The organism is Corynebacterium sp. 11A (assembly GCF_008930935.1).
In the GTDB taxonomy this organism is placed as follows: Bacteria; Actinomycetota; Actinomycetes; order Mycobacteriales; family Mycobacteriaceae; genus Corynebacterium; species Corynebacterium megadyptis.
The window spans coordinates 1-23,700 of the sequence record NZ_PQMR01000007.1 but is presented as its reverse complement, the minus strand read 5'-3'; the positions used below and the strand labels follow the sequence as shown (position 1 = coordinate 23,700).

Here is a 23,700-nt window from a genome sequence, read left to right as displayed (position 1 = left end):
GCCCATACTAGAGGAGCGCAGCGAGAGCCTGCGTGGAGGGGCACACGTACCAGCCGCCCGAGAGCGGCGTGGTGAACTCGGTGAGACGATCCGCCGGGCCGCCATCCACCCCGGCCATGCGGCGCAGCATCTCCTCCATGCGCCACTGATCGAAGCTGAAGCCCACGAACACAGTGCCATGGGTAGACATGTCCCCATAAGAGACATTGCGGCGGAAGATCTCCAGCTCGTCCTCGCCGACCTCCACCACGGTGCGGTTGACGTGGGAGGACTCTGGGTTGGCATCCTCGTCCAGCTCCACCGAATCGGATTTGGTGCGGCCGATGATCTGCTCCTGGATATGGGCCTGCAGCGCCTCCCACTCCATGGCCTTGTGCTCCCAGAGCTGGTAGAGCAGCACCGAGCTGCCCGCGCCGGGGCGGCCCTCCGGCACCGCCACCACACTCGGAGCCTCCAGGGCCGGTGGGTTTTCGGTACCGTCCTCAAACCCAGTGAGATCGCGGTTGTGCTGGTAAACCCAGCCGGTGGTTTCCTCCACCAGGTTGGCGCTCTCGCGTACCGTATTAGCGATCGTGCGGGAGATGTCGAATACCTGGGAGCGGGAGGATCCCGCCACCCACAACCATGCATCGTGCTGGGTAGCGGGCATGGACATCGTCGAGCCGCTAATCGGCTCGGAAAAATCGTGCACCTTATCCGGCACATACTCTGCGTCGGCGACCTCGGCCCACAGGCTGGGGCGCACACCCAGCACCACGTTGACGCCGTGCGTGGTGGGCAGATTGATGGCCTCGGCCAGATGACGCAGCACCGCGCATCCATCCGCGCCGGGGGCAAGATCAAACTCGAGAAAAATATGATCGGTGGTGCCTAGACCAGTGATTCCGCTTTGATGACTCATACCTTTGATTCTGCACCAAAGTTCGCGCCGGCGTGAATAATGAAAGGCATGAGTTCTCGCCCCATTATCGTTCGTCTCGACATAGGCAGCGGAGAGATCGCCGATCACGACCCCGATACGCCTCTAGTTTACTGGGATGATTATGCCGTGACCCGCGGTGACGGGGTGTTTGAAACGGTGCTCGTGCGCGAGGGGCGCGCCTGCAACCTGCAGCGACATGTGGAGCGATTCCACAGCTCGGCCGAGCTATTGCACTTGCCGCCGCCGCAGCAGCAGCTGTGGGACGCCGCTATCCGCCGCGCCGCCGACCGCTGGGAGCAGGAGAATCACTGCGATGGCGCCATGGTGTGGACCTATACCCGCGGCCGGGCCAGCACGGGGCAGCCCTCGGCGTGGATTAGCGTCAAGGCGGTGAGCGTCGAGCAGCTCGCCCAGCGCCAGCACGGGGTGGCGGTGCTGACCCTGCCACGCGGCGCAGATGATTCCAGTCCCCGCGCCGCCAAGACCCTTAGCTATGCCTCGGCCATGGCGGCGCTACGCCAGGCCGCTGCCCAGGGCATGGACGATGTGATCTACGTGGCGGGGGAGCGGGTACTCGAAGGGGCAACCTCCACGGTGGTGGCGGTAACGGGATCGACGATTCGCACGCCTGAGCCCAAGGGCGATATCTTGCCCGGCACCACCCAGGCCGCGCTGTTTAGCTACGCCGCCGCCCAAGGCTATACCTGCGAGACCGGGGATATCACGGTGAGCGAGCTAGAGGCAGCGGATTCGGTGTGGCTCGTCAGTTCGGTGCGCATCGCCGCCCGCGTCACGAGCATCGATGGTCGGCCCACCCGCGACCAAGATACAGAGAACGCCGCCGCAATCCAGAGAATGATCACGGCGGCGTTGGGGTAGATAAGGTTTAGCCCGCGTAGCGCTGCAGCTGCGCGGAGCGGCGGGGCTTGAGTTCCTGGTCAACCAGACGCTCGTCCACCCAGCCGAGATCGCCATTGGGCAGCAGGCCGTAGAGGCGCTTGCCCGGCCCGAGCGTGGTGAGCCCCGAGGCGGTGGCCATGGTGGAGGCAGAGCTGAGCTCCCAGGCGCGCTCGTTGAGGGGCTCGCCGTACATGATCTCCACCGCGCCGCCGGAATGACAGAGAATGAACTCGATTTCGTCCTTGTCATTGATGCGCAAGAATCCGGTCTCGCGGGACTCGAGGGACTCCGGCGCATCCTTCTTCCAGCACTTGGACTCCACGTTGATGTAATTGCCGCCATCGTGGGAGAAGATCAGCTGGTTGCCGAAGGTGAACTCGCCGTCCTCGGGGGTATCGGCTTGGCCCTCGCCGCGCCAGACACCCACCAGCGGCAGCAGCGCCAACAACCCATCGTGCAGGCTGGGGCCCTCGCGCAGGTTCGCGGTATCGGCGGGAATCGGCAGCTCGCCGAGGCTGGGAATATTCCGCCCGCCGGTGGTCTTAGCGACCTCCGCGGCGCGATTGACGGCCTCGTTGCCATCGAGGCGCGGGCTCAGGTTTTCGGGATGGTTCGTCGATGAATCAGTCACACCGTCCCATAGTAACGAAGCTAGGAACCAAGCTCGGCGATCTCCGCCTCATTACGGCGCTTCCCCTCGGAGGTGATCTCCTGAACCTGCGGTCCGAGCGGCGAGAGATCTCGGATATCCAGGCGCACATTGCGCTGCTCAGACTCGAAGACCACCGACCCGCCGCGCACAAATACTTGCGAGGCCTGCGAGGGCAGGGGCAGCTCGCGCGAATCAATCTGGAAGAAGAACTGCTGCTTAATCTCTTCCTGGCGGGCCGGATCCTCCGGGCCATGGCGCAGCTCGGTGGGGGTCATGGTGATGGTGGTGCCGCTAATGCGCAGCCGCGCCAGCACCGTCACCGGCTCCTCGAGCTCGGCGGGGGTGCCGGTGAGCAGCACTTCCGCCGCGGTGCCGCCGGAGGGGGAGATGTCATAGGGGTGACTGATCTGCAGATCCGTCATCTGCAGATGCTCGCCCAAGGCCACCCCATCGAGGCTCACTGAGCGGGAGATCACCCGCGCCACCACGCCATCGAGATCCCCAGAGAGCACTTGTTCGCGGTTCATGGTGAGGTTAAATACATCGGTGGTGGCGTTGACCACGCCGAAATTGGGCACGTCCACATCCATCACGTGCGTGGAGATCTTCGGCACATTGCCGCTGAGCAGCGCGGCAGTATAGGGGGCGCCGCCGACATAGACTCGCGGCGGCACCGGCAGGTGGGTGGCGTCCTCCACCGAGCGGGAGATCGTGCGTTCCACGTTGATGGCCACGGCGGCATCGGCGAGCCATCCGCTCACCCCGAGCGCTGCCACAATGGCGGCGATGCGCAGTAGTCTCCGCTTGCCTTTCACGATCACTACCCTAGTGGATATGCGTTATGAGAAGTTGCATCTGCCCACCCACGCCGCGTTCCGTTCCGCCACCCTGAGCATGCTCGATGCTGTGCAGCGCGAGGACGGCGTGGCGGCCCTCTCGGAGCAGTTCCTGCGGGGCCTTGATGACGCCGCCCTCGCCCACACCCACTGGCTGGCCCTCGATGAGGACACGGTGGTGGGAGCGCTGGCCGTCGCCCAGGACTCGGCGGAGCTCGCGGTGCACCCCGCTTATCGACGCCGCCACGTGGCCACCCAGCTTCTCGATCAGGCAGCGGTCACGGACGTGTGGGCGCATGGCGATCTGCCGGCGGCCCAAGCGCTGGCGCAGCGTCGTCACGCGCGCATCACCCGTGAGCTGCTGGTGATGGGCATCGACGGCGATGATCTGAGAGAGTATGTGCGCCGCAGCACGACCACTCCGCCCGATCCGGAGCTGGAGCTGGTGGACTATGCCGCCGCCTGCGCCCGCTGGGGTGAGGAGCAGGTCCAGTGCGCTTGGCTGGAGGCCAATAACTCGGCCTTTTCCTGGCACCCGGAGCAGGGCGGCTGGGATCTGGCGCAGCTGCGCTCGGGCATGGATACCGACTGGTTCGACCCGGCGGGGGTGCTGTTATATATGCACCGCGAAAGCGGCCAGGTGGCGGGATTCCACTGGACCAAATCCCACGATGCCGAGCAGGGCGAGATCTATGTGGTGGGGGTGGCCGATGGGTTCCGCGGCCGCGGCCTCGGCGCCCCGCTCATTGCCGCTGGGGTGGCGTACCTCGTGGAGCAGGGGCACAACTCCGTCATCCTCTATGTGGAGGCGGATAACGCCCCCGCAGTCACGGCTTATGAGCAGGCAGGATTCAGCACCAGCGAAAGGCATGTGGTGTATTCCAGCGAGCAGTCAGAGTAGTTCGGGCAACTTTTGCTGGCTTTTCACCTTCCGTTAACCGTAGTGCGGTGTGGCGGCCATATCGCTGCCTTAGGTTGTCTCCTTGGGCACGGACGGCCCACCACATCATCCATATGGAAGGACACCCACTGTGACTTACACCTTCAAACGTTCAGCCGCCCTCCTCGGTCTTGTCGCCAGCAGCTCCCTGGTGCTTGCCGCTTGTTCCGAAACCGGAAATAGCAGCTCGGAGGGGGCCGAGTCCCCAGAGAACCTCTCTGGCGCCTCCGGACAGCTGGTAGCAGAGGGCGCCTCCTCGCAGCAAAAGGCCATGGACCTCTTCGGCATCAAGTTCAATGAGTCCACGGGAAATAACCTTTCCTACACTGCCACCGGTTCCGGCTCCGGCCAGAAGCAGTTCATCGCCGGCCAGGTGGCCTTCGGTGGCTCCGACTCCCCACTGGATGAGGAGCAGGTAGCCGCCGCCGCCAAGCGCTGTGAGGGCAATGATGCTTGGCACCTGCCGATGGTGATCGGTCCCGTGGCCGTCGCCTATAACCTCGACGGTGTCGATGGCCTGAACCTCTCAGTGGAGAACGTCGCCAAGATCTTCAAGGGCGAGATCACCACGTGGAATGATGAGGCCATCGCTGCCGAGAACGAGGGTGTGGACCTGCCCGACGACAAGATCGAGGTGGTGTACCGCTCCGAGGAGTCCGGTACCTCCGATAACTTCCAGAAGTTCCTCAAGGCCGCTGTTCCGGATCTGTGGGACACCACCGGCAAGTCCTTCCCCTCCACCACCGGCGCTGGCGCTAATGGCTCCACCGGTGTGGTGGGACAGGTCTCTGACACCCCGGGTGCAATCACCTATGTGGAGGCAGGCTTCGCCACCGAGGCCGGCCTGGGCGTCGCCAATATCGACTTCGGCCACGGCCCCGTGGAATTGAATAACGAGACCGTGGGCAAGGCCCTGGACAATCTCGAGTACGCCGGCGAGGGGCACGACATGGTGGTGGACGCCAACAAGCTCTTCTCCATGGACGTTGAGGGCGCCTACCCGGTGGTGCTCACCACCTACGAGATCGTCTGCTCCGCTGGCTATGACGAGAACACTGCCGGCTTGGTGAAGGACTTCCTCAAGGTTGTCCTCGCCAACCAAGACCAGGATCTCGAGACACAGGGCTACATCCCCGTGTCTGGCGAGTTCAAGAAGAAGCTGGAAGACGCCGTCGACGCACTCCAGTAATAGCCCCTTCTCAGTCAAAGGACGTTTCCTCTCATGTCCAGTACCTCCGTAGTGACTACGCGCGAGCCGGATGTGCGTACTGCACCGCCGAGCGCGCCCGAGCCGGCACCTAAGCCGGTCTCCCGCCCCGGCGACCGCATTTTCAAGACGCTCTCCACGGCCTCGGCGGCGTTGATCACCGTGCTCATCGCGGCCATTGGCCTTTTCCTGCTATGGCGCGCGGGGCCCGCACTGCTCAACAACGCCGAGGGAATCTCCGGATTCTTCACCTACGCGGGCGATTGGAACACCGCAGACACCTCCGCGATGTACTTCGGTATTCCCAATCTCTTTGCGGTCACCGTGACCGTCTCCCTGGTGGCGCTCCTGCTGGCCATGCCGGTGGCGCTGGGCATCGCGATCTTCCTCTCCAACTATGCGCCGGCGCGATGGGTGAAGCCGCTGGGATTCTTGGTGGACCTGCTGGCCGCAGTGCCCTCCATCGTCTACGGCCTGTGGGGTGTAAAAGTCCTCGGGCCGCTGCTCAGCGGAGTCTTTGAATGGATCCATAGCTGGGCGGGAGGCTTCTTCCTCTTCGCGCACTACGACAATTCGCCGTCCTTTGCCACCTCCCGCATGATCCTCACCGGTGGCATCGTATTGGCCATCATGATCCTTCCGATCATCGCCGCCACCGCGCGCGAGGTGTTCGTCCAAACCCCCAAGGGGCACATCGAGGCCGCCCTAGCACTCGGCGCTACCCGCTGGGAAGTCGTCCGGATGACGGTGCTGCCCTTCGGTATGTCCGGCTATATCTCGGGGTCAATGCTCGGATTGGGCCGTGCCTTGGGCGAGACCATGGCGCTCTACCTGGTGATCTCGCCCTCCTCGGCCTTCCGCGCCTCGCTCTTCGACGGCGGCACGACCTTCGCCACCGCGATCGCCAACGCGGCCCCCGAGTTCAACAATGACCTCAAGGCTGGCGCCTATATCGCCGCCGGCCTCGTGCTGTTCTTCCTCACCTTCGTGGTGAATGCGGCAGCACGTGGCGTCGTGAAGCGAAAGAAGTAGCATGACACAGATTCAGACATCCAGTTCTTTCCAGCACATCTCCTCCTCCCGCCGCACGAAAAATAGCATCGCCACGGTGGTGATCTATAGCGCCATGGTGCTGGCAATGGTGCCGCTGGTGTGGGTGCTGTGGGAGGTTGTGTCCCGCGGTATCGGTGCGGTGCTGCAGCCGGAGTGGTGGACCGCCTCGCAAATGGGCATCCTCTACAACGTCGAGGGTGGTGGTGCACTGCACGCCATCGTCGGCACCCTGGTACAGGTGGGCATCGCCTCTATCCTGTCCATCCCTATCGGCATCTTCACCGCCATCTACCTGGTGGAGTACAACAACGGCGGGCGGCTCGCGAAGGTCACCACCTTCATGGTGGATATCCTCACCGGTGTGCCCTCGATCGTGGCGGCACTGTTTATCTACTCGGTGTGGGTGGTGCTCTTCGGCTTCGAGCGCTCCGGTATGGCGGTGGCGCTATCGCTGGTGCTGCTCATGATCCCAGTGGTGGTGCGCAATACCGAGGAAATGCTCCGAGTAGTGCCGCACGATCTGCGTGAGGCCTCCTATGCACTCGGCGTGCCCAAGTGGAAGACCATCGCCAGGATCGTGTTGCCCACCGCGCTGTCGGGCATCGTCACTGGCATCATGCTGGCCATTGCGCGCGTGATGGGCGAGTCCGCCCCCGTGCTCATCTTGGTGGGCTCCTTCCAAGGCATCAACTGGGACCCCGCGAGCGGCCCACAGTCCTCGCTGCCGCTGATGATGCTCGACATGTACAAGGCCGGCTCCTCCGATGCGGTGCTGGCCAAGATGTGGGGTGCGGCTCTGACCCTCGTGCTCCTCATCGCCCTGCTCAATATCGCGGCACGGATCGTTTCCGCGAAATTCTCTGTGAAAAACTAGCCCCACCGCTCAGGAGAACTCACTCACATGGCCAAGCGTCTCGACCTTAACGACGTCAATATTTACTATGGCGATTTCCACGCCGTGCAGAATGTGAACCTGCACGTGCCGCCGGAGTCCGTCACCGCCTTCATCGGCCCCTCTGGCTGCGGCAAGTCCACCGTGCTGCGCACCCTCAACCGAATGCACGAAGTGATTCCGGGGGCGCGCGTAGAAGGCAGCATCACACTCGATGGTGAGGACATCTACGGCCCCAAGGTGGACCCCGTATCCGTCCGCAACACCATCGGCATGGTGTTCCAAAAAGCTAATCCTTTCCCCACGATGTCCATCGCCGACAACGTGACGGCGGGGCTGCGGCTGTCCGGTATGAAGGACAAGAAGAAGCTCGCAGAGGTCTGCGAGAAGTCACTGCGCAGCGCCAACCTGTGGGAGGAAGTCAAGGACCGCCTGGATAAGCCGGGTGGTGGACTCTCCGGTGGCCAGCAGCAGCGTCTGTGTATCGCCCGCGCAATTGCGGTGGAGCCCGGCGTGCTGCTCATGGATGAGCCCTGCTCCGCGCTCGACCCGATCTCCACCCTCGCTGTGGAGGATCTGATTCACGAGCTGAAGAAGGACTTCACCATCGTGATCGTCACCCACAACATGCAGCAGGCCGCCCGTGTCTCGGACCAGACGGCATTCTTCTCCCTCGAAGCCACCGGCAAGCCCGGGCGGCTGGTTGAGGTGGGGCCCACCAAGAAGATCTTCGAAAACCCCGACGAGAAGGAAACCGAAGACTATATCTCGGGCCGCTTCGGCTAAACAGCCCGCGCCCCGTCCCGCCTAGTCGCGGGAAAAGCGCCGCTCCAGATCTGCGATGCGGCGCGCAAAATCTTCTTCGCTGCGCTCATCTTCCAGCTTCAGGCGGTACTCCTCCGGTTGCATACCGGAGGTGAGGTACACGATGCGCGCAGCGACATCCACCGTATGGTCGGCGAAGCGCTCATAGTATCGGGACAGCAAAGTGACGTCCACGGCCTCCAAGGTGGAATATTTCCATTCACGCTGGGTGAGCACGTGCATGATATGGGCGTGTAGATCATCCATAGCGTCATCATCATCACTGAGCACCAGCGCCACATCCGCATCCGGATTGAGAAGAAGCTCGTGAATCTTGTCCGACATCTGCAAAGCGATGCGCGACATTTCCTCGAAGTAGCCCACTAAAATCGCTGGCACGGCATTATTCGGATGGCGGCGCCGCGCGACCCGGGCGATATGCATGCCCAGCGCGCCCATGCGATCAAAATGCTCCACAATATAGATGGAAGAAATGATCTGGCGCAGATCCCGCGCCATGGGTCCTTCCAAGAGCAGCAGGGCAATGGCACGTTCTTCGCAGCGCTGTCGCGTCTCCTCCATGGTGGTGGCAGCTGAGAGCGCTTCCTCGGCGGGAGTGAGCTCATTATTAATCAGCGCCTTGCTGGCTAATCTCATCGTCTCGCGGACGTGATCACTTAAGACCAGAAGATCGTAGGAAAAGCCGTCTAGGTGCTCGCGAAAGGCAGTGCGCATACGCTGCACTATAGCTGCTTCTATGCAGCTCTGCTGAGTGCGAAGGGCGGCTAGCCGCCGGAATGCATGATTTCGGCTCCCTCGGGAACGCTGGCGTCCTCAGGGTCATCCAGCCAGCCCTCCGGCAGCAGCACCTTCGCCGGCGAGCCCTGGCGGCCGCGCGGCCCCTCGGCATCGGCGGCTAGCTCGCTGCTCTCGGCATAGGGGGCGAGCAGTTCATTCAGATGCGCTAGGGATGTCACCCGCGAAAGCTGGCTCCGGGCCTCGCCGCCCACGGGAAAACCGCGCAGATACCAGCCCATGTGTTTTCGCAGATCGCGGCAGCCTTTGTCCTCCCCTTCGTGGCGCACCATCAACTCGGCGTGGCGTCGGATGATCCGGGTGACCTCGCCCAAGGTCGGTTGCGGCGGTAGTGGCTGGCCCCGCAACACCGCCGCCAGCTCCGCGAAGAGCCACGGCCGGCCGAGGCATCCGCGGCCAATCACCACACCATCGCAGCCGGTGCGCTGCATCATGGTCACTGCATCCTGGGCGGCAAAGATATCGCCATTGCCCAGGACGGGAACATCGCCAAACCCGGAGTCCACCATGTGTTGCTTGAGTGCCGCGATCTCCTCGAGTCGAGCCGTGCCTGAATAGCGTTGGGCGGCGGTGCGGGCGTGGCACGCCACCGCGGCAGCCCCATTTTCCGCCGCGATCCGGCCTGCATCGAGGTGGGTGTGATGCTCATCATCAATCCCGACGCGGAATTTCACTGTCACCGGAATATCGGTGCCCTCAGTCGCACGCACCGCGGCGTCCACGATATTGCCAAAGAGCCGGCGCTTATAGGGCAGTGCTGAGCCGCCGCCGCGCCGGGTGACCTTCGGCACTGGGCAGCCGAAGTTCATATCAATATGATCGGCGAGGTCGTTATCCACGATCATCCGCGCCGCCTCATAGGTATAGTGCGGATCCACCGTGTAGAGCTGCATGCTCCGCGGATTCTCTGCTTCATCGAAGGCGATCATGTGCATCGTCTTCTCATTGCGTTCCACGAGAGCGCGGGCGGTGATCATCTCACACACATAGAGCCCCGAGACGCTCCCCATCTTCTCCAACTCTTGTTCGCGGCATAGTGTGCGAAACGCGACATTGGTTACCCCCGCCATAGGGGCGAGTACGACGGGTGATTCGAGGGTGAGTGAACCGATCTGCAGCGGCCGATGATTGCGCAATGTAGTCACCCGCCTAGTATCGCCTATCCGCAGCGTTCACCGCAATTTCACGGCGTCGTTCCCAGCTCTTCGCGGCGAGGGCCAGTAGTCGATCCTCAGCGAGCTCGGGGGGTAGTGGAAAAGAACCTGAGACACGAACCAAAAGTTCGTCTATTGTGGGGTTCGTAACCTAGTTCACAGCGGGTGCGCTGACGCGTGCAAGATCGCACGGTGTTATCAGCCGGCACATTCAACCGCGGGGCTAGGACAAGTACCGCACTCACGGCCTGCGGTGGTGACCCGAATAGGAGTCCGCCCCGCACCGGAATGCACACAGAAATAAGGAGAACTAAGAGTTCATGTCGGATCGTATTGCCAACGCCAAGCTTCGCGGAAAAGTTATGTCTGCGGAGGAAGCTGCCCAGTTTGTTAACCACGGTGACAAGGTAGGTGTATCGGGCTTCACCGGCGCCGGTTACCCGAAGGTGCTTCCCACCGCTATCGCGGAGCGCGCCAAGGAGGCTCATGCCAAGGGTGAGGAGTACATGATTGATCTCTTCACCGGCGCCTCCACCGCCCCCGAGTGCGATGGTGTTCTCGCCGAGGCGGATGCCCTCCGCTTCCGTACCCCGTACCAGTCGGACCCGATCCTGCGTGGCAAGATCAACGACGGCACCACCTACTACGCCGACTACCACCTTTCTGAGTCGGGCATGTACGTCTCCCAGGGCTTCTTCGGCAAGATGAACGTTGCCATCGTCGAGGTCACCCGCATTACCGAGGAAGGCCACCTCGTGCCCTCCTCCTCCGTGGGTAACAACGTGGAGTACCTGGACGCCGCCGACAAGATCATCATCGAGGTCAACGAGTGGCAGTCCCTGAACCTCGAGGGCATGGCCGATATTTACCGCATCGAGCCGCTGCCGAACCGTCAGCCCATCCCGATCACCAAGCCCGGCGATCGTATCGGTACCACCTACATCGACATCGATGTGGACAAGGTGGTGGCTGTGGTCGAGACCAACAACGAGGACCGCAACGCTCCCTTCAAGCCGCTGGACGAGACCTCCAAGCAGATCGCCGGTAACTTCCTCGACTTCCTCGAGGGCGAGGTAGCCGCTGGTCGCCTGACCTATGACGGCTACATCATGCAGTCCGGTGTGGGTAACGTGCCGAACGCCGTGATGTCCGGCCTGCTGGACTCCAAGTTCGAGAACATCAAGGCTTACACCGAGGTCATCCAGGACGGCATGGTGGACCTCATCGATGCTGGCAAGATGACCATGGCATCCGCCACCTCCTTCTCGCTCTCCCCCGAGTACGCCGAGAAGATGAACGCCGAGGCCGACCGCTACGCCAAGTCCATCGTGCTGCGCCCGCAGCAGATCTCCAACCACCCCGAGGTCGTGCGCCGCCTCGGCCTGATCGCCACCAACGGTCTGATCGAGGCCGACATCTACGGCAACGTCAACTCCACCAACGTCACCGGTTCTCGGATGATGAACGGTGTGGGTGGCTCCGCGGACTTCACCCGTAACGGCTTCATCAGCTCCTTCATCACCCCTTCCGAGGCGAAGAACGGCGATATCTCCGCCATCGTGCCCTTCGTCTCTCACGTGGACCACACCGAGCAGGATGTCAAAGTCCTCATCACTGAGTACGGCTACGCCGATCTCCGTGGCTTGGCACCTCGCCAGCGTGTGGAGAAGATCATCGCCATCGCGCACCCGGATTACCGTCCGGTGCTGGAGGAGTACTACTCCCGCGCACTTGAGGCAGCCAAGAAGAACAAGACCCTCCAGACCCCGCACGATCTGGAGACCGCACTGTCCTTCCACCAGCGCTTCGCCACTCACGGCACCATGAAGCCGCAGAGCTAAGAGCTCACTGAGTCTCGCTGCCACCCCGCCCGCACACGCAGGCGGGGTGGTCTTTTTTCCAAACACCGCACCGCATTGATAAACTACATTTCTCGTACGGGCCTTTAGCTCAGTTGGTAGAGCTACGGACTTTTAATCCGCAGGTCGTGGGTTCGAGCCCCACAGGGCCCACTACAGCAGCACTCCCCAGCCAGATGGCTGGGGAGTGCTGTTTTTATTCTTGGGGGTAGCGCTGCTGTGCTGGCCACCAGATCCGGTTGCCCGCCCACAGGGTGAAGGCGGGGACGAGGAAGGAGCGGATGAGGAGGGCGTCGATAAGTACTCCGAGGGTCACAATCACCGCCAGCTGTACGAGGAACTGGATGGGGAGCACAGCCAAGGCGGAGAAGGTGGCGGCCAGCACAACGCCGGCGCTCGTAATCACCCCGCCGGTGGTGATCAAGCCGCGGCGTATGCCGCGGTGGGTGCCGTGCTCGAGTGCTTCCTCGCGGACGCGTGTCATGAGGAAGATGTTGTAGTCGATGCCGAGGGCCACGAGGAAGACGAAGCCGTAGAGCGGCACGGTGGGATCAGCGCCGCTGAAGCCCAAGAGGTGGAAGATGAGCGAGGCCACGCCGAGGGCGGTGCCGAAGGAGAGAATCGTGGTGGCCAAGAGCATGACGGGCGCCAGCAGGGAGCGCAGCAATACTGCCAGCATGACGGTGATCACCAGCAGTACCACGGGGATGATCACCTGGCGGTCGCGGATGGAAGTGTCGTTGGTGTCGATGTCCACGGCCGTGGTGCCGCCCACGGACGTATCGGGAAGCGCGGCGCGCAGCTGGCGCACGGTATCTTTCGCCTCGGCGGAATCGGCGGGGGCCTCGAGGGTGGCCTGGATCATCACGTGTCCATCCACCACGGTGGCGGCGCCGCGCCCCGGAATCGGGGACTCGAGCGATAGCGCGGCGGGCTGCTCCACCCCAGGGGTCTTAGTGATGGTGGCGATGGTGGCCTCCGCAGCGGACTCATCGGCGAGCACGTACACCGGAGAGCCGGAGCCGCCAGGGAAGTGACGATCCACTACCTCCTGGCCATCGCGGGCATCGCTTTGGCCGAGCACGAAATCGGATTGGGGAACGCCATCGGCGTCGAAGCCGATCAGCCCGAACCAGCCGCAGGCCAAGAGCGCGGACATGCCGAGGGCAAGGGCGCGAGGATGGCGCTCAGCCGCATCGGCCACCCGCGTCCACGTGGGCGATTCCTGGCTCTGCTGGCTGGGGCGGGGGCGACGCGGCCAGAAGGCCACGCGGCCGAGAAGCAGGAGCAGGGCGGGGAGGAAGGTAAGGGAGGAAGCCACCGCGGCGGCGATGCCGATCGAGGCCACCGGCCCGAGCGCGGCCGTCGACGCCAGATCGGAGAGCATGAGGCACAGCAGGCCCGCCACGACGGTGCCGGCCGAGGCCGCAATCGGCTCCCAGGTGCCCGTGATCGCCCGAAGAGTGGCCGTCCAGGGCCGGGTGTGCTTCGTGAGTTCCTCGCGATAGCGGGCGGTATATAGCAGCCCATAGTCGGTGGCGGCGCCGATCACCAAGATGAAGAGGATGCCTTGGACCTGGTCGTTGATGGTGACGATGTCGGCCCGTGCCAGGGCCACGTTGATCGCCACGGCCAGACACAGCGCGGTGAGCGCGGAGAGCAGCACCAGCAGCGGCAAGATGGGGGAGCGGTAAACCACAACCAAAACCAGCAGCACGGCGATGACGGTGACGAGCAGGAGCTGGGAGTCGATACCGGCGAAGGCGGCGGAGAGATCGGCAGTGAAGCCGGCGGGGCCGGTAATCCACATCTCATCCGCGGCAGGGAGGCGTTGCTCGATCGCGCTGTCGAGCTCGGCCACCACCTCGGTGATGGCGGCGTCGCTGGGAATGGCAGCCACCAGCTGCACCGCCTCGCCGTCTTCGGAAGGCAGGAGGGGGCTGAAGCTGAGTTCGGGGAACTCAGACGCGAGTTCCTCGGGGAGCGAGCCGAGGGCCTCTGGGGTGGCAGAGTCGCCGCTGATCACCACGACGGCGGGGATGGAGTCGCCGTCGCGGAAATCGCTGAGCGCTTTCTGTACGGTCGTGGACTCCGCGGTTTCGGGGAGGAAGGAGGCGGGGTCTGTGGAGGAGACCTCACTGATGGCGCCAAACTGGGGGCCGCCGAGGCCCATAATGGCGATCCACAGTGCCACCAGTACTAAGGGCAGTCCTGTGCGCAACCAACGGGAGGGAGCAGAGGTGGTCATAGGCCATGAGTGTAGTCTGAAGCCCTGCTGAGAAAGGGCGTAGGAGCTGAGGTTTTGTGCGATCTCATGGTTCATGTATGATTCATCTCAGTCCGCACGCGGACTACGCCCCCATCGTCTAGCGGCCTAGGACACCGCCCTTTCACGGCGGCGGCACGGGTTCGAATCCCGTTGGGGGTACTTTCCACTCATTGTGGAAAGGCATAACAAAATATGGCCCTGTGGCGCAGTTGGTTAGCGCGCCGCCCTGTCACGGCGGAGGTCGCGGGTTCGAGTCCCGTCAGGGTCGCCATGGATAAGCGGCTATCGATGCTTCGAGGAAGCACTCGGTAGCCGCTTTTTCTGTGTCTCAGTGTAGCCCTGTCAAATAGGGTATGAGCAGCGGATTTGCGGGTTTGTAAGAGTGTTATGTAGAGTATCCACTCGTGCACAGCGCACTGCTTAGCCAGTAGCTGATACACAATAAAATATGGCCCTGTGGCGCAGTTGGTTAGCGCGCCGCCCTGTCACGGCGGAGGTCGCGGGTTCGAGTCCCGTCAGGGTCGCAGATCGTTGCTTAGGCAAGGATCGTGGCCAGATAGCTCAGTCGGTAGAGCGTCCGCCTGAAAAGTGGAAGGTCAGCAGTTCGATCCTGCTTCTGGCCACAACATGAAAAGCAGTCTCCTCGCAATAGCGAGGGGGCTGCTTTTTGCATCTGCGCTATCCTCGGCTCCACAGAGATACGTAACTCTAGGGAGAAAGGACGGCACCGCCCATGAGCGCTGCACAGCATGTACACCTCGACGAGGGATCGCAGACCTACGTGATTGAGGTCGATGGCCAGATGGCCGGCTACGCCGAGTTTCAGGCGGTGGATGAGACGGTGCGCGACTTTAACCACACCGTGGTGCTCAACGAGTATCGCGGCCAGGGCCTATCCTCGCCGCTGATTCGCTACGCCCTCGATGATTCGATTCGGGAGGGCATGAAGATCGTGCCGAGCTGCTCTGCGGTGGAGCACTTCATCTCCAAGAATCCCGAGTACCGGGAGCACCTCGCCCGCTAGCCACGGCGCGAGCCAGCTGGGGCACGCGCCGCAGCCGAGGCACAGAAAAACTCCCAACGGGTAGCACCGTTGGGAGTGTGTGCGTCTTTAAATCGTGTAATCGTTGCCCGGCACGTAGCGGTCGGGATCCACCAGCTTCACGCACTCGGAGGACTCGCGGGGCCGCATCTTCGCGGGCACGCCCACGGCGATGTGCTCGCAGGGCACGTCCTTGGTGACGACCGCGTTGGCGCCGATCGCCGAGCCCTTGCCGATGGTGATCGGGCCCAGGACCTTCGCCCCAGCGCCCACCACCACATCGTCTTCGAGGGTGGGGTGGCGCTTGGTTTGGGTGAGCACCTGCCCGCCTAGGGTGACGCCGTGATAGAGCATGACGCCATCGCCGATCTCCGCGGTTTCGCCGATGACGATGCCCATGCCGTGATCGATGAAGAAACGGCGGCCAATGGTGGCGCCTGGGTGAATCTCCACCCCGGTGAGGAAGCGGGCGCATTGCGCGAGCACGCGGGCGGGGCCGCGGTAATTACGCACCCACAGGGCGTGCGCGACGCGGTGCGCCCAGATAGCGTGGAGCCCCGAATAGACGATGGCGTTTTCCACGTTACCGCGGGCGGCGGGGTCGTGTTCGCGGGCGTTGCGGAGATCTTCGCGCATGCGGGAGATGGCGGTGGAGATGACAGCGATCATGAGGGTCGATCCTACACTCAGAGTGTGCTAGTTGAACTCTGCGCGCACATCCTCGAAGAGGACGGTGGAGGCATAGCGCTCGCCGTAGTCGCACACGACGGTGACGATGGTCTTGCCCTTGTTTTCCGGCTTCTTGGCCTCGCGCAGTGCGGCGAATACGTTGGCGCCGGAGGAGATGCCGCCGAGGATGCCCTCCTGCTCGGCTAGGGCGCGGGCGGTGGCGATGGCATCCTCGTTGGTGACGGTGACGATCTCATCGATCACCTTGCGATCCAGCACCTCGGGGATGAAGTTCGCACCCAGGCCCTGAATCTTGTGGGAGGAGGCCTTGCCCTCGGTGAGCAGCGGGGAATCAGCGGGCTCCATGCCGATGATCTCCACCTCCGGCTTGCGCTCCTTGAGCACGGTGCCCACGCCGGTGATGGTGCCGCCGGTACCGAAGCCGGCGAGGAAGATGTCTAGCTTGCCGTCGGTGTCGTTCCAGATCTCTTCCGCGGTGGTCTCGCGGTGGATCTTCGGGTTGGCGGCGTTGGAGAACTGGCGCGCCAGGATAGCTCCCTCGCGCTGCTCCACTACCTCGTGCGCCTTATCGACGGCGCCCTGCATGCCGGCCGAACCTGGGGTCAGCACGATTTCCGCGCCATAGGCACGCAACATGATGCGGCGCTCCATAGACATTGTCTCGGGCATGGTGAGCACTACGTTATAGCCGCGGGCGGCGCCGATCAGGGCCAGGGCGATGCCGGTGTTGCCGGAGGTGGCCTCCACGATGGTGCCGCCTGCCTGTAGCTCACCGGACTGCTCGGCGGCGTCGATAATGGCCTTACCAATGCGGTCCTTGACGCTATTGGCCGGGTTATAGAATTCGAGTTTGACCAGTACCTCGGCGTCGAGGCCCTCGGTGAGGCGATTGAGGCGAACCAGCGGGGTGCCGCCGACGAGCTCGGTGACGTTGTTGTAGATGTGCGACATGAGTCATGCACTCCTTTGAAAAGTCGATAATTAAGTTACCGCTCCCCAGCATAATGCCCCGTCTGCACAATTACCAGACAGAATAGTATTGCACAGATAGACAAAGGGGTCTATCGACGTACCCCTATATGGGGAGTAAATCCCCGCGTAGCAGCGCACGGCGTTATGGTGAGTAAGTCGCGGAGAACGGGAATGCGGTTCAGCGTCATGCCACGCCGCAGCGGACCTCGCCACTGTAGGGCTCGCCTCAGCATTTATTGAGACGCAGGCTCTCGGAGAACAATCGCCGGATACACACCCCGGCTTACCACTGCAGCAGCCGCTGCGGGAAGGTGCATCCGAGATGCCTAGAGCCAAGCCAGGAGACCGGCCGCGACACGATAGCCGAACACATATCGATCAGCCCAGTTCGGCGCAAACCGGTTCTGGTGCGAGGACTCACCCGGACATGAGTCAAAGAAACGAGCGTTTCTTCCACCATGCATATTGCAGAAGGATTCCTGCCTATTGAGCAGGCCGTGGGCTGGGGTGTGGCTGCCGCACCTTTCGTGATCCACGGAGCAATCCGCGTAAACAAGCAACTGAAGGAAAAGCCGGAAACAGGACTTCTTCTCGGCGCCGCCGGCGCCTTCACTTTCGTGCTTTCAGCACTGAAGATCCCCTCCGTGACCGGCTCCTCCTCCCACGCCACCGGCACCGGGCTCGGAGCGGTCCTTTTTAAACCGCCCGTCATGGCGTTTCTGGGCAGTATCGTGCTGCTCTTCCAAGCGCTCCTGCTCGCCCACGGCGGCATCACCACCCTAGGCGCCAATATCTTCTCCATGGCCATCGTTGGTCCCTGGATCGGCTATGGCGCGTGGATAGCGGTTCGTAAGGCCGGCGGTAGTGCCACCATTGGCATCGCACTGGCTGCGTTCTTTGCCGATCTTTCCACCTATGTGGTCACCGCCTTTCAGCTGGCCGGTGCCCACCACGCCAATGGCTTCTTTAACTCGGCCATGACCTTCCTCGCGCTGTACGCGCCCACGCAGCTGCCGCTTGCAGTCGTGGAATCCATCATCACGGTGCTGATTTTCCGTTCGCTGCGCACCATCGCGGCCCGCGAGCTTTCCCTGCTGGGAGTGCTGGGCGGCCGCGAGGAGGCCAGTGTGCAGCAGGAGAGCGTCGATAAGCCAAAGGCAGGGCAGAAGGCATGAAAAAGAACAACACTGGCGTGACTATTGCGCTCATCCTCGCGGCCATCTTCATCGCCGCATTTCCCATGTTCTTCAACGTCGGAGACAAGGACGCGGAGGAGCACTTCGTTGGCACCGACTCCAGCGCAGAAACCATCGTGGAGGAAGTCAATCCCGGCTATGAGCCGTGGTTCGAGCCGCTCGTCGGCGAGCTGCCCGGCGAGGTGGAGTCCGGACTCTTCGCTCTCCAAGCGGCTCTCGGCGCCGGCCTACTCGGCTATGTGATCGGGTTGTACCGCGGACGCACGAAGTGGGCGCAGGAGCAGGCGCAGAGTTCCACGCCACGATGAATCCACTCGACATCGCTGCCGCCCGCTCTCCCTGGGCACAGCACAGCGTGTCGGAAAAGGTGCTTGCCTTCGGCGGTGCACTAGTCTTAGCCCTCGCCCTGCCGCCGCTTCCCGTGTTGCCAGTGCTACTGGTGATCGTTCTGCTCGCGGCGGCGCGGGCGCAAGTGAACTGGCGTCTCTATATCGGGCTCGTGCTCGCCCCTTTCGGGTTTATCGTGCTCGGTATCTGGCCGCTGATGATCAACCTGACCCCCAGCGGTCTCGTGCTGGTCGAGGGCGGCGTCGCCCACGCCGCGGTTGTCGCAGGCCGCAGCTTGGTGGGCATGAGCATCACCATGCTCTATGCCCTCAGCACCCCCATTGCCGCCCAGCTCACTTGGGCGCGGCGGATCGGGATTCCCGAGACTCTCGTCGTGGTGAGCATGCACATATACCGCTTTTCCTCGCTCCTCTACGCCCAGTCGCAGGCGATGTGGCACGCGCAGGCACAGCGGTTGGGGCATAGCTCCTGGCGGCGCTTTTTGCGTTCGGTCGCCGATCAGGCAGCCAACCTCTTCCTGGCGGCCTTCCAGCGGGCTCAGCGCCTGCAGGAGGGCCTCGAGCTGCGCGCCGATAACGCCGCGGCAGCCGTCTACGGCACCTTCACCTCCGCCCGGCCCGCGCGCCTGGCGATCATCCTTGTCTGCCTGGCCGCGGTCTGTGCCGTGGGCCTAATCCCCGTTGTGTGGTGAGACCTTTGACAACCCCCCATCCTCTCCTCGGCCTCGACGCCGTCAGCTTCGCCTACCCGCACGGGCCCGCGGTGCTGCACGATGTGCAGCTACAGATCGAGCGCGGCGACGCCGTGGCCCTGCTCGGCGCCAATGGTTCCGGAAAATCCACGCTGATGAAGCTCATGGCGGGGGCTCTCCAGCCGCAGCGTGGGCGAGTGCTTATTGACGCCGCCCCCGCGGCCTATGATCGCGCCGGCCGCAACCGCGCCCGTTCTCTGATTCAGCTGGTGCTCCAAGAGCCTGATGATCAGATCTTCGGTGTCTCCGTGCGTGCCGACGTATCCTATGGCCCTACTAACCAGGGACTATCCGAGGAGGAGATTGAGGCGCGAGTGGAGTGGGCGATGGAGCGCGCCGAGATCACCGACCTTGCTGAGCGCGTTCCGCAACAGCTGTCCTATGGGCAGCGTAAGCGGGTGAGCTTGGCCGGCGCATTGGCCATGCGACCGCGGGTGCTCCTGCTGGACGAGCCCACCGCTGGGCTCGATCCGGCGGGCTCTGCCCAGCTGCTGCGCACCCTCGCGCTGCTACGTGAGGAGGGTACCGCCATTGTGCTCTCAACCCATGACGTGAACCTCGCCTATGCTTTCGCCGATACCGCGGCAGTGCTCACGGGCGGAGTTGTGCGCAGCGGGGCCTGTGCGGAGATCATGACTGATACCGAGCTCATCGAGCAGGCGCGCCTGGAGCTTCCCTGGGCGCCGCTGGTCTCACAGGTACTGGGGCGCGACGTACTCACGGCCGCCGATGTCGTCGCTCGACCCCATCCTCTAGAGTGATATATATCACTTAAAACGGCGCTAAACCCACGTGTGTGTTTGTTCTGACTTGTTTCGCAATTAGGCGGCCCGTTGACCCTGATCCCACTGTGTGGGACGTGATATCGGATCTGCTGTAATGGTGCGGAGGGGTGTACCGATGGGGGTAAATGACCTGTCTGAGTCTCCAGAAGGGCTTTTACCTGCAGGTTTATGGGTGGGGGTGGGGTGTGAAATTTGTGGCGTAAAGCTGAGAGGGAGATGAATATTTGCCGAGAAAAAGGCGCTGCAGGGGAGGTGGGAAGACTGAAGGCGGGGGCACCTATAAGGGGGCGTAAGGGGGGTTGTTGTGAACTTTTCATCTCGGGTGGTGCGGAAAACTTCCCCTAAGTACTTATGATTACCCCCGTTTCTTGTTTATAATCCTGTCCTACGAGCAACCTAAGCGAGGCGGGTGTGAACAGGGGCACCCACTACCTCCCAGTAATTACATGCCATGGGAGGTGCCGATCCTCCGGACCGGCATTAGGTGAACAACGCAGGAAGAAGAGTATGGATCCGCAGCGTCTCAAGGATGACGAAGAAGCGATTCGCGCAGCACTCACCACACTGAAGACCGCAACCGGTATTCCGGTCACCATGTACGCCACGGTGCTACCCGATAGCCGGCTCCAAATCAGTGCCTGGGTAGGGCTGCGCACCCCGGCTCTGCAGAATCTCGTGATTGAGCCCGGCGCCGGAGTGGGCGGCCGCGTTGTCTCTTCCCGCCGACCGGTGGGCGTCTCTGATTACACCCGCGCGTCCATCATTTCTCACGAGCACGACAAGCCCATCCAGGACGAGGGCCTGCACTCCATTGTGGCCGTGCCGGTGATCGTGCAACGCGATGTGCGCGGCGTGCTCTACGTGGGCGTGCACTCTCCCGTGCGTCTGGGCGACAAGGTGATTGAGGAAGTCACCATGACCGCCCGCACTCTCGAACAAGACTTGGCCGTCAATAGCGCGCTCCGACGCGGCGATGCCGGCGGCAGCGGGGCCAAGCCCGGGCGCGTGATGAACGGTGCCGAATGGGAGCAGGTGCGCTCCACCCACTCCAAGCTGCGCATGCTGGCCAATCGCGTGGGGGATGAAGACCTGCGCAAGGAGATCGAAAGCCTCTGTGACCAGCTGGTCTCCCCGGTGCGCGTAAAGCAGACCACCAAGCTCTCCGCCCGCGAGCTCGACGTGCTGGCCTGCGTGGCCCTGGGGCACACCAATGTCGAGGCTGCCGAGGAAATGGGCATCGGCGCCGAAACCGTGAAAAGCTACCTGCGCTCGGTCATGCGCAAGCTTGGCGCCCACACCCGGTATGAGGCCGTCAACGCCGCCCGCCGCATCGGCGCGCTGCCCTAAAGCCTCGTGCTGCTTTTAGCGCTCGCCGCCGGGAACCCAGCGCACATCCCGGCCCTGGTTTTCCACCCGGCCCAAAATAAAGAGCGCATCACTGAGACGATTGAGATATTTCGCCGGCAGTACCGACATCGTCTCGCCGTGCTCGGCGATGGCCGCCCAAGCGGCCCGCTCGGCGCGGCGAGCCTTCACCCGCGCGGTGTGCAACAGCGCCGAGGCAGGCGTGCCACCGGGAAGAATGAAGGAATCGAGAGTCGGCAGCTCCTTATTGAAACGATCGCAGTCCTGCTCGAGGCGCTCGATATAATCCGGCTCCACGCGCAGCGGGGGATACTTCGGATTCTCCACGATGGGGGTGGCGAGGTCCGCGCCGCAATCGAAAAGCTCATTTTGTATCCGGCGCAGCACCGCACTCACGTCCTCGCTCGGGGAGGCCAGCGCCAGCACCTCGCCGATCGCGCAATTGGTTTCCTCGCAGTCGGCATACGCCTGGAGGCGAGAATCATTTTTGGGTACGCGGGAAAAATCCGACAGACCCGTGGTGCCGTCGTCTCCGGTGCGGGTATAGATCTTGGTCAAATGAACACTCATAGTTCTCGATTCTAGGGAAAAGTCGCCGCCAAGCAGGTAGCGCACAACCGCCCCCAAGGCACTAGGCTGGTGCACTGTGAAAGAACATTTCTTGGTTGAAGGTGGCGCCCGGCTGCAGGGCGCTGTGAAAGTCCACGGCGCGAAGAACAGCGTGCTCAAGCTCATGGCCGCCGCGTTGCTGGCTGAGGGCACGACGACGCTCACCAACTGTCCCGAGATCCTCGATGTCCCGCTCATGCGCGATGTTCTAGAAGGCCTGGGCTGCACCGTGGATATTGACGGACCCACCGTGCGCATTAGCACCCCGGCACAGCCGCAGAGCAATGCCGACTTCGAGGCCGTGCGCCAATTCCGCGCCTCCGTATGCGTGCTCGGCCCGCTCACCGCGCGCTGTGGCCATGCCGTGGTGGCACTGCCCGGTGGCGATGCCATTGGATCTCGCCCGCTCGATATGCACCAATCTGGGCTGGAGAAGCTCGGGGCGCGCACCTATATCAAGCACGGTTGTGTGGTCACCGAAGCCGAGTCGCTGCGCGGCTCCTATGTGCAGCTGGATTTCCCCTCGGTGGGGGCCACAGAGAACATCCTCACCGCCTCGGTGCTGGCTGAGGGCCGCACCGTCTTAGATAATGCCGCGCGGGAGCCGGAGATCGTCGATCTCTGCGTGCTGCTCAAGGAGATGGGTGCCCAGATCACTGGTGAAGGCACCTCTACTATCACCATCGATGGCGTAGATAAGCTGCATCCCGCCGAGCACGAGGTGATCGGCGATCGCATCGTCGCCGGCACGTGGGCCTATGCGGCCGCAATGACGCGCGGCGATATTACTGTGGGCGGCATTAACCCGCAGGCGCTGCACATCGCGCTGGAAAAGCTCAAGATCGTCGGTGCCGAGGTGGAAACCTATGACACCGGTTTCCGCGTCCGCATGGATTCTCGCCCCTCGGCCGTGGACTACCAGACCCTGCCCTTCCCAGGATTCCCGACGGACCTGCAGCCGATGTCGATCGGGCTGGCTGCGGTCTCGGAAGGCATGAGCGTGATTACAGAGAACGTCTTTGAATCCCGCTTCCGCTTCGTGGACGAGATGCAGCGCCTCGGCGCGGACACCTCCGTGGATGGACATCACGTCGTGGTCCGCGGGGTCGAGCAGCTCAGCTCCACCCCAGTGTGGTCCTCCGATATCCGCGCGGGTGCCGGGCTGGTGCTGGCGGCCTTGTGCGCCGATGGGGTGACGGAAGTGCATGACGTCTTCCATATCGATCGCGGCTATCCGCAGTTCGTGGAGACCCTCAACCAGCTGGGCGCCCGGATCACTCGCGTCTCGGCATCGCGCCACGGCAAGGATTAAGACGGTTATAGATCCTTCTAAAACCCCCTCCTAGCAGGGGATTTGCGTGTATCCAGCGATCTATGTAGATTTATCTCCTGTCAGCGCGACCGACAGCGCCCCACGTTGTGAGAGAACAACGAAGAGTGGCGGAAAGAAAACAGCGTTGATACCAAGCCTTCCGAAACAGTCAGGATTCTGACTCGATTGGTTGTGCCTGTGTTGTTTGAGAACTCGATAGTGTGCCAGCTTTGTTTTGTTGATGTGTGCTGCTTTTGTTGTGGTGTGCGTGTTTGGTTGTGTGTGGATCAGGTGCCCTTGTGATTGGGGTTTGTTTGGTCGCATGT

The 23,700-nt window shown here is 62.8% G+C and carries 24 protein-coding genes, 5 tRNA genes and 1 riboswitch; of the genes, 19 read left to right on the top strand and 10 right to left on the bottom strand.

Annotated elements, in window-relative coordinates; translation table 11 throughout:
• Positions 1 to 7: 7 nt before the first annotated feature.
• Positions 8 to 901, bottom strand: a complete 894-nt coding sequence (locus GBB18_RS06535; RefSeq protein WP_151641141.1) for a Dyp-type peroxidase — start codon at positions 899 to 901, stop codon at positions 8 to 10.
• Between the two features lie 48 nt (positions 902 to 949).
• Here GBB18_RS06535 and GBB18_RS06530 point away from each other — a divergent pair, with 48 nt between their 5' ends.
• On the top strand, positions 950 to 1,801 hold the full coding sequence (locus GBB18_RS06530; protein ID WP_151641140.1) for an aminodeoxychorismate lyase: 852 nt from the start codon (positions 950 to 952) through the stop codon (positions 1,799 to 1,801).
• Positions 1,802 to 1,808: 7 nt separating this feature from the next.
• On the opposite strand, the gene GBB18_RS06525 is transcribed toward GBB18_RS06530, so the two are convergent.
• Both GBB18_RS06525 and GBB18_RS06520 read right to left on the bottom strand, forming a co-directional pair.
• Complete coding sequence (locus tag GBB18_RS06525) at positions 1,809 to 2,453, bottom strand: FABP family protein (RefSeq protein ID WP_151530221.1); 645 nt, start codon at positions 2,451 to 2,453, stop codon at positions 1,809 to 1,811.
• A 20-nt stretch (positions 2,454 to 2,473) separates the two neighbouring features.
• Complete coding sequence (locus tag GBB18_RS06520; protein WP_151641139.1) at positions 2,474 to 3,295, bottom strand: DUF2993 domain-containing protein; 822 nt, start codon at positions 3,293 to 3,295, stop codon at positions 2,474 to 2,476.
• 13 nt (positions 3,296 to 3,308) lie between these two features.
• Here GBB18_RS06520 and mshD point away from each other — a divergent pair, with 13 nt between their 5' ends.
• The 5 genes from mshD to pstB all read left to right on the top strand — a co-directional run bounded on the left by mshD (position 3,309) and on the right by pstB (position 8,188).
• Entirely contained in the window at positions 3,309 to 4,211 is a 903-nt protein-coding gene (gene mshD / locus GBB18_RS06515; protein WP_151641138.1) for a mycothiol synthase, read from the top strand.
• A gap of 130 nt (positions 4,212 to 4,341) precedes the next feature.
• Entirely contained in the window at positions 4,342 to 5,439 is a 1,098-nt protein-coding gene (pstS, locus tag GBB18_RS06510) for a phosphate ABC transporter substrate-binding protein PstS (protein WP_151550019.1), read from the top strand.
• Positions 5,440 to 5,472: 33 nt separating this feature from the next.
• Positions 5,473 to 6,489 (top strand): phosphate ABC transporter permease subunit PstC, encoded by a 1,017-nt coding sequence (pstC, locus tag GBB18_RS06505; protein ID WP_151641137.1) that lies wholly within the window; start codon positions 5,473 to 5,475, stop codon positions 6,487 to 6,489.
• Between the two features lies 1 nt (position 6,490).
• Complete coding sequence (gene pstA / locus GBB18_RS10650) at positions 6,491 to 7,384, top strand: phosphate ABC transporter permease PstA (protein WP_151550021.1); 894 nt, start codon at positions 6,491 to 6,493, stop codon at positions 7,382 to 7,384.
• Between the two features lie 27 nt (positions 7,385 to 7,411).
• Positions 7,412 to 8,188 carry a phosphate ABC transporter ATP-binding protein PstB gene (pstB, locus tag GBB18_RS10645; RefSeq protein WP_151530227.1) on the top strand — a complete coding sequence of 259 codons (777 nt, stop codon included), beginning with the start codon at positions 7,412 to 7,414 and terminating at the stop codon, positions 8,186 to 8,188.
• A gap of 21 nt (positions 8,189 to 8,209) precedes the next feature.
• Here the strand turns inward: pstB and GBB18_RS06495 are convergent, their stop codons facing one another.
• Together GBB18_RS06495 and dusB are read right to left on the bottom strand one after the other, a co-directional pair.
• Complete coding sequence (locus GBB18_RS06495) at positions 8,210 to 8,941, bottom strand: PhoU domain-containing protein (RefSeq protein ID WP_151641136.1); 732 nt, start codon at positions 8,939 to 8,941, stop codon at positions 8,210 to 8,212.
• A 50-nt stretch (positions 8,942 to 8,991) separates the two neighbouring features.
• Positions 8,992 to 10,167 (bottom strand): tRNA dihydrouridine synthase DusB, encoded by a 1,176-nt coding sequence (gene dusB, locus GBB18_RS06490; protein WP_151641135.1) that lies wholly within the window; start codon positions 10,165 to 10,167, stop codon positions 8,992 to 8,994.
• 329 nt (positions 10,168 to 10,496) lie between these two features.
• On the opposite strand from dusB, the gene GBB18_RS06485 reads away from it, so the two are divergent.
• Positions 10,497 to 12,017 (top strand): acetyl-CoA hydrolase/transferase family protein, encoded by a 1,521-nt coding sequence (locus GBB18_RS06485; protein WP_151641134.1) that lies wholly within the window; start codon positions 10,497 to 10,499, stop codon positions 12,015 to 12,017.
• Positions 12,018 to 12,115: 98 nt separating this feature from the next.
• Positions 12,116 to 12,188 (top strand) — tRNA-Lys (locus tag GBB18_RS06480).
• Positions 12,189 to 12,231: 43 nt separating this feature from the next.
• Here the strand turns inward: GBB18_RS06480 and GBB18_RS06475 are convergent.
• Positions 12,232 to 14,283, bottom strand: coding sequence for an MMPL family transporter (locus GBB18_RS06475; protein WP_151641133.1), 2,052 nt, complete (start codon positions 14,281 to 14,283; stop codon positions 12,232 to 12,234).
• Positions 14,284 to 14,390: 107 nt separating this feature from the next.
• Here GBB18_RS06475 and GBB18_RS06470 point away from each other — a divergent pair.
• The 5 genes from GBB18_RS06470 (at position 14,391) to GBB18_RS06450 (ending at position 15,328) form a co-directional block, all read left to right on the top strand.
• Positions 14,391 to 14,463 (top strand) — tRNA-Glu (locus GBB18_RS06470).
• 35 nt (positions 14,464 to 14,498) lie between these two features.
• Positions 14,499 to 14,575 (top strand) — tRNA-Asp (locus GBB18_RS06465).
• A 179-nt stretch (positions 14,576 to 14,754) separates the two neighbouring features.
• Positions 14,755 to 14,828: transfer RNA gene (locus GBB18_RS06460), tRNA-Asp, on the top strand.
• Positions 14,829 to 14,854: 26 nt separating this feature from the next.
• Positions 14,855 to 14,927, top strand: a tRNA-Phe gene (locus GBB18_RS06455).
• A gap of 110 nt (positions 14,928 to 15,037) precedes the next feature.
• A complete protein-coding gene (locus tag GBB18_RS06450) occupies positions 15,038 to 15,328 on the top strand; it encodes a GNAT family N-acetyltransferase (protein ID WP_151641132.1) in 291 nt (96 codons plus the stop codon).
• A gap of 87 nt (positions 15,329 to 15,415) precedes the next feature.
• On the opposite strand, the gene epsC is transcribed toward GBB18_RS06450, so the two are convergent.
• The gene (gene epsC / locus GBB18_RS06445) at positions 15,416 to 16,015 is read right to left on the bottom strand and encodes a serine O-acetyltransferase EpsC (protein WP_151641131.1); all 600 of its coding nucleotides are present in this window, start codon (positions 16,013 to 16,015) and stop codon (positions 15,416 to 15,418) included.
• A 27-nt stretch (positions 16,016 to 16,042) separates the two neighbouring features.
• Complete coding sequence (gene cysK, locus GBB18_RS06440) at positions 16,043 to 16,987, bottom strand: cysteine synthase A (RefSeq protein WP_151641130.1); 945 nt, start codon at positions 16,985 to 16,987, stop codon at positions 16,043 to 16,045.
• A 149-nt stretch (positions 16,988 to 17,136) separates the two neighbouring features.
• A riboswitch (cobalamin riboswitch) is annotated at positions 17,137 to 17,377 on the top strand.
• Between the two features lie 89 nt (positions 17,378 to 17,466).
• On the opposite strand from cysK, the gene GBB18_RS06435 reads away from it, so the two are divergent.
• From GBB18_RS06435 to ramA, 5 genes are all read left to right on the top strand, one after another.
• Positions 17,467 to 18,183, top strand: a complete 717-nt coding sequence (locus GBB18_RS06435; RefSeq protein WP_151641129.1) for an energy-coupling factor ABC transporter permease — start codon at positions 17,467 to 17,469, stop codon at positions 18,181 to 18,183.
• Complete coding sequence (locus GBB18_RS06430; protein WP_151550029.1) at positions 18,180 to 18,512, top strand: energy-coupling factor ABC transporter substrate-binding protein; 333 nt, start codon at positions 18,180 to 18,182, stop codon at positions 18,510 to 18,512. The genes GBB18_RS06435 and GBB18_RS06430 overlap by 4 nt, the downstream gene beginning before the upstream one ends.
• On the top strand, positions 18,509 to 19,243 hold the full coding sequence (locus GBB18_RS06425; RefSeq protein ID WP_151641128.1) for a CbiQ family ECF transporter T component: 735 nt from the start codon (positions 18,509 to 18,511) through the stop codon (positions 19,241 to 19,243). Before GBB18_RS06430 ends, GBB18_RS06425 begins: the two co-directional genes overlap by 4 nt.
• 5 nt (positions 19,244 to 19,248) lie before the next feature.
• Positions 19,249 to 20,064 carry an energy-coupling factor ABC transporter ATP-binding protein gene (locus GBB18_RS06420; RefSeq protein WP_151641127.1) on the top strand — a complete coding sequence of 272 codons (816 nt, stop codon included), beginning with the start codon at positions 19,249 to 19,251 and terminating at the stop codon, positions 20,062 to 20,064.
• Positions 20,065 to 20,595: 531 nt separating this feature from the next.
• Complete coding sequence (gene ramA, locus GBB18_RS06415) at positions 20,596 to 21,435, top strand: acetate metabolism transcriptional regulator RamA (RefSeq protein ID WP_151550360.1); 840 nt, start codon at positions 20,596 to 20,598, stop codon at positions 21,433 to 21,435.
• A gap of 15 nt (positions 21,436 to 21,450) precedes the next feature.
• On the opposite strand, the gene GBB18_RS06410 is transcribed toward ramA, so the two are convergent.
• Positions 21,451 to 22,023 carry a cob(I)yrinic acid a,c-diamide adenosyltransferase gene (locus GBB18_RS06410; RefSeq protein WP_151641126.1) on the bottom strand — a complete coding sequence of 191 codons (573 nt, stop codon included), beginning with the start codon at positions 22,021 to 22,023 and terminating at the stop codon, positions 21,451 to 21,453.
• A gap of 76 nt (positions 22,024 to 22,099) precedes the next feature.
• Here GBB18_RS06410 and murA point away from each other — a divergent pair, with 76 nt between their 5' ends.
• Positions 22,100 to 23,374, top strand: a complete 1,275-nt coding sequence (gene murA / locus GBB18_RS06405; RefSeq protein WP_151550358.1) for a UDP-N-acetylglucosamine 1-carboxyvinyltransferase — start codon at positions 22,100 to 22,102, stop codon at positions 23,372 to 23,374.
• A gap of 60 nt (positions 23,375 to 23,434) precedes the next feature.
• Here murA and GBB18_RS10760 read toward each other — a convergent pair.
• On the bottom strand, positions 23,435 to 23,700 hold a 266-nt coding region (locus GBB18_RS10760), incomplete at its 5' end, for a hypothetical protein (RefSeq protein ID WP_225990257.1).

Excerpts from the sequence above, each read along its gene's own strand:
- GBB18_RS06535 (WP_151641141.1), bottom strand. The coding sequence starts at position 901 with ATGAGTCATCAAAGCGGAATCACTGGTCTAGGCACCACCGATCATATT.
- pstA (WP_151550021.1), top strand. The coding sequence starts at position 6,491 with ATGACACAGATTCAGACATCCAGTTCTTTCCAGCACATCTCCTCCTCC.
- GBB18_RS06495 (WP_151641136.1), bottom strand. The coding sequence starts at position 8,941 with ATGCGCACTGCCTTTCGCGAGCACCTAGACGGCTTTTCCTACGATCTT.
- GBB18_RS06410 (WP_151641126.1), bottom strand. The coding sequence starts at position 22,023 with ATGAGTGTTCATTTGACCAAGATCTATACCCGCACCGGAGACGACGGC.
- cysK (WP_151641130.1), bottom strand. The coding sequence starts at position 16,987 with ATGTCGCACATCTACAACAACGTCACCGAGCTCGTCGGCGGCACCCCG.
- GBB18_RS06475 (WP_151641133.1), bottom strand. The coding sequence starts at position 14,283 with ATGACCACCTCTGCTCCCTCCCGTTGGTTGCGCACAGGACTGCCCTTA.
- GBB18_RS06450 (WP_151641132.1), top strand. The coding sequence starts at position 15,038 with ATGAGCGCTGCACAGCATGTACACCTCGACGAGGGATCGCAGACCTAC.
- GBB18_RS06430 (WP_151550029.1), top strand. The coding sequence starts at position 18,180 with ATGAAAAAGAACAACACTGGCGTGACTATTGCGCTCATCCTCGCGGCC.
- GBB18_RS06425 (WP_151641128.1), top strand. The coding sequence starts at position 18,509 with ATGAATCCACTCGACATCGCTGCCGCCCGCTCTCCCTGGGCACAGCAC.
- pstC (WP_151641137.1), top strand. The coding sequence starts at position 5,473 with ATGTCCAGTACCTCCGTAGTGACTACGCGCGAGCCGGATGTGCGTACT.
- mshD (WP_151641138.1), top strand. The coding sequence starts at position 3,309 with ATGCGTTATGAGAAGTTGCATCTGCCCACCCACGCCGCGTTCCGTTCC.
- GBB18_RS06485 (WP_151641134.1), top strand. The coding sequence starts at position 10,497 with ATGTCGGATCGTATTGCCAACGCCAAGCTTCGCGGAAAAGTTATGTCT.
- GBB18_RS06435 (WP_151641129.1), top strand. The coding sequence starts at position 17,467 with ATGCATATTGCAGAAGGATTCCTGCCTATTGAGCAGGCCGTGGGCTGG.
- ramA (WP_151550360.1), top strand. The coding sequence starts at position 20,596 with ATGGATCCGCAGCGTCTCAAGGATGACGAAGAAGCGATTCGCGCAGCA.
- pstB (WP_151530227.1), top strand. The coding sequence starts at position 7,412 with ATGGCCAAGCGTCTCGACCTTAACGACGTCAATATTTACTATGGCGAT.
- GBB18_RS06530 (WP_151641140.1), top strand. The coding sequence starts at position 950 with ATGAGTTCTCGCCCCATTATCGTTCGTCTCGACATAGGCAGCGGAGAG.
- epsC (WP_151641131.1), bottom strand. The coding sequence starts at position 16,015 with ATGATCGCTGTCATCTCCACCGCCATCTCCCGCATGCGCGAAGATCTC.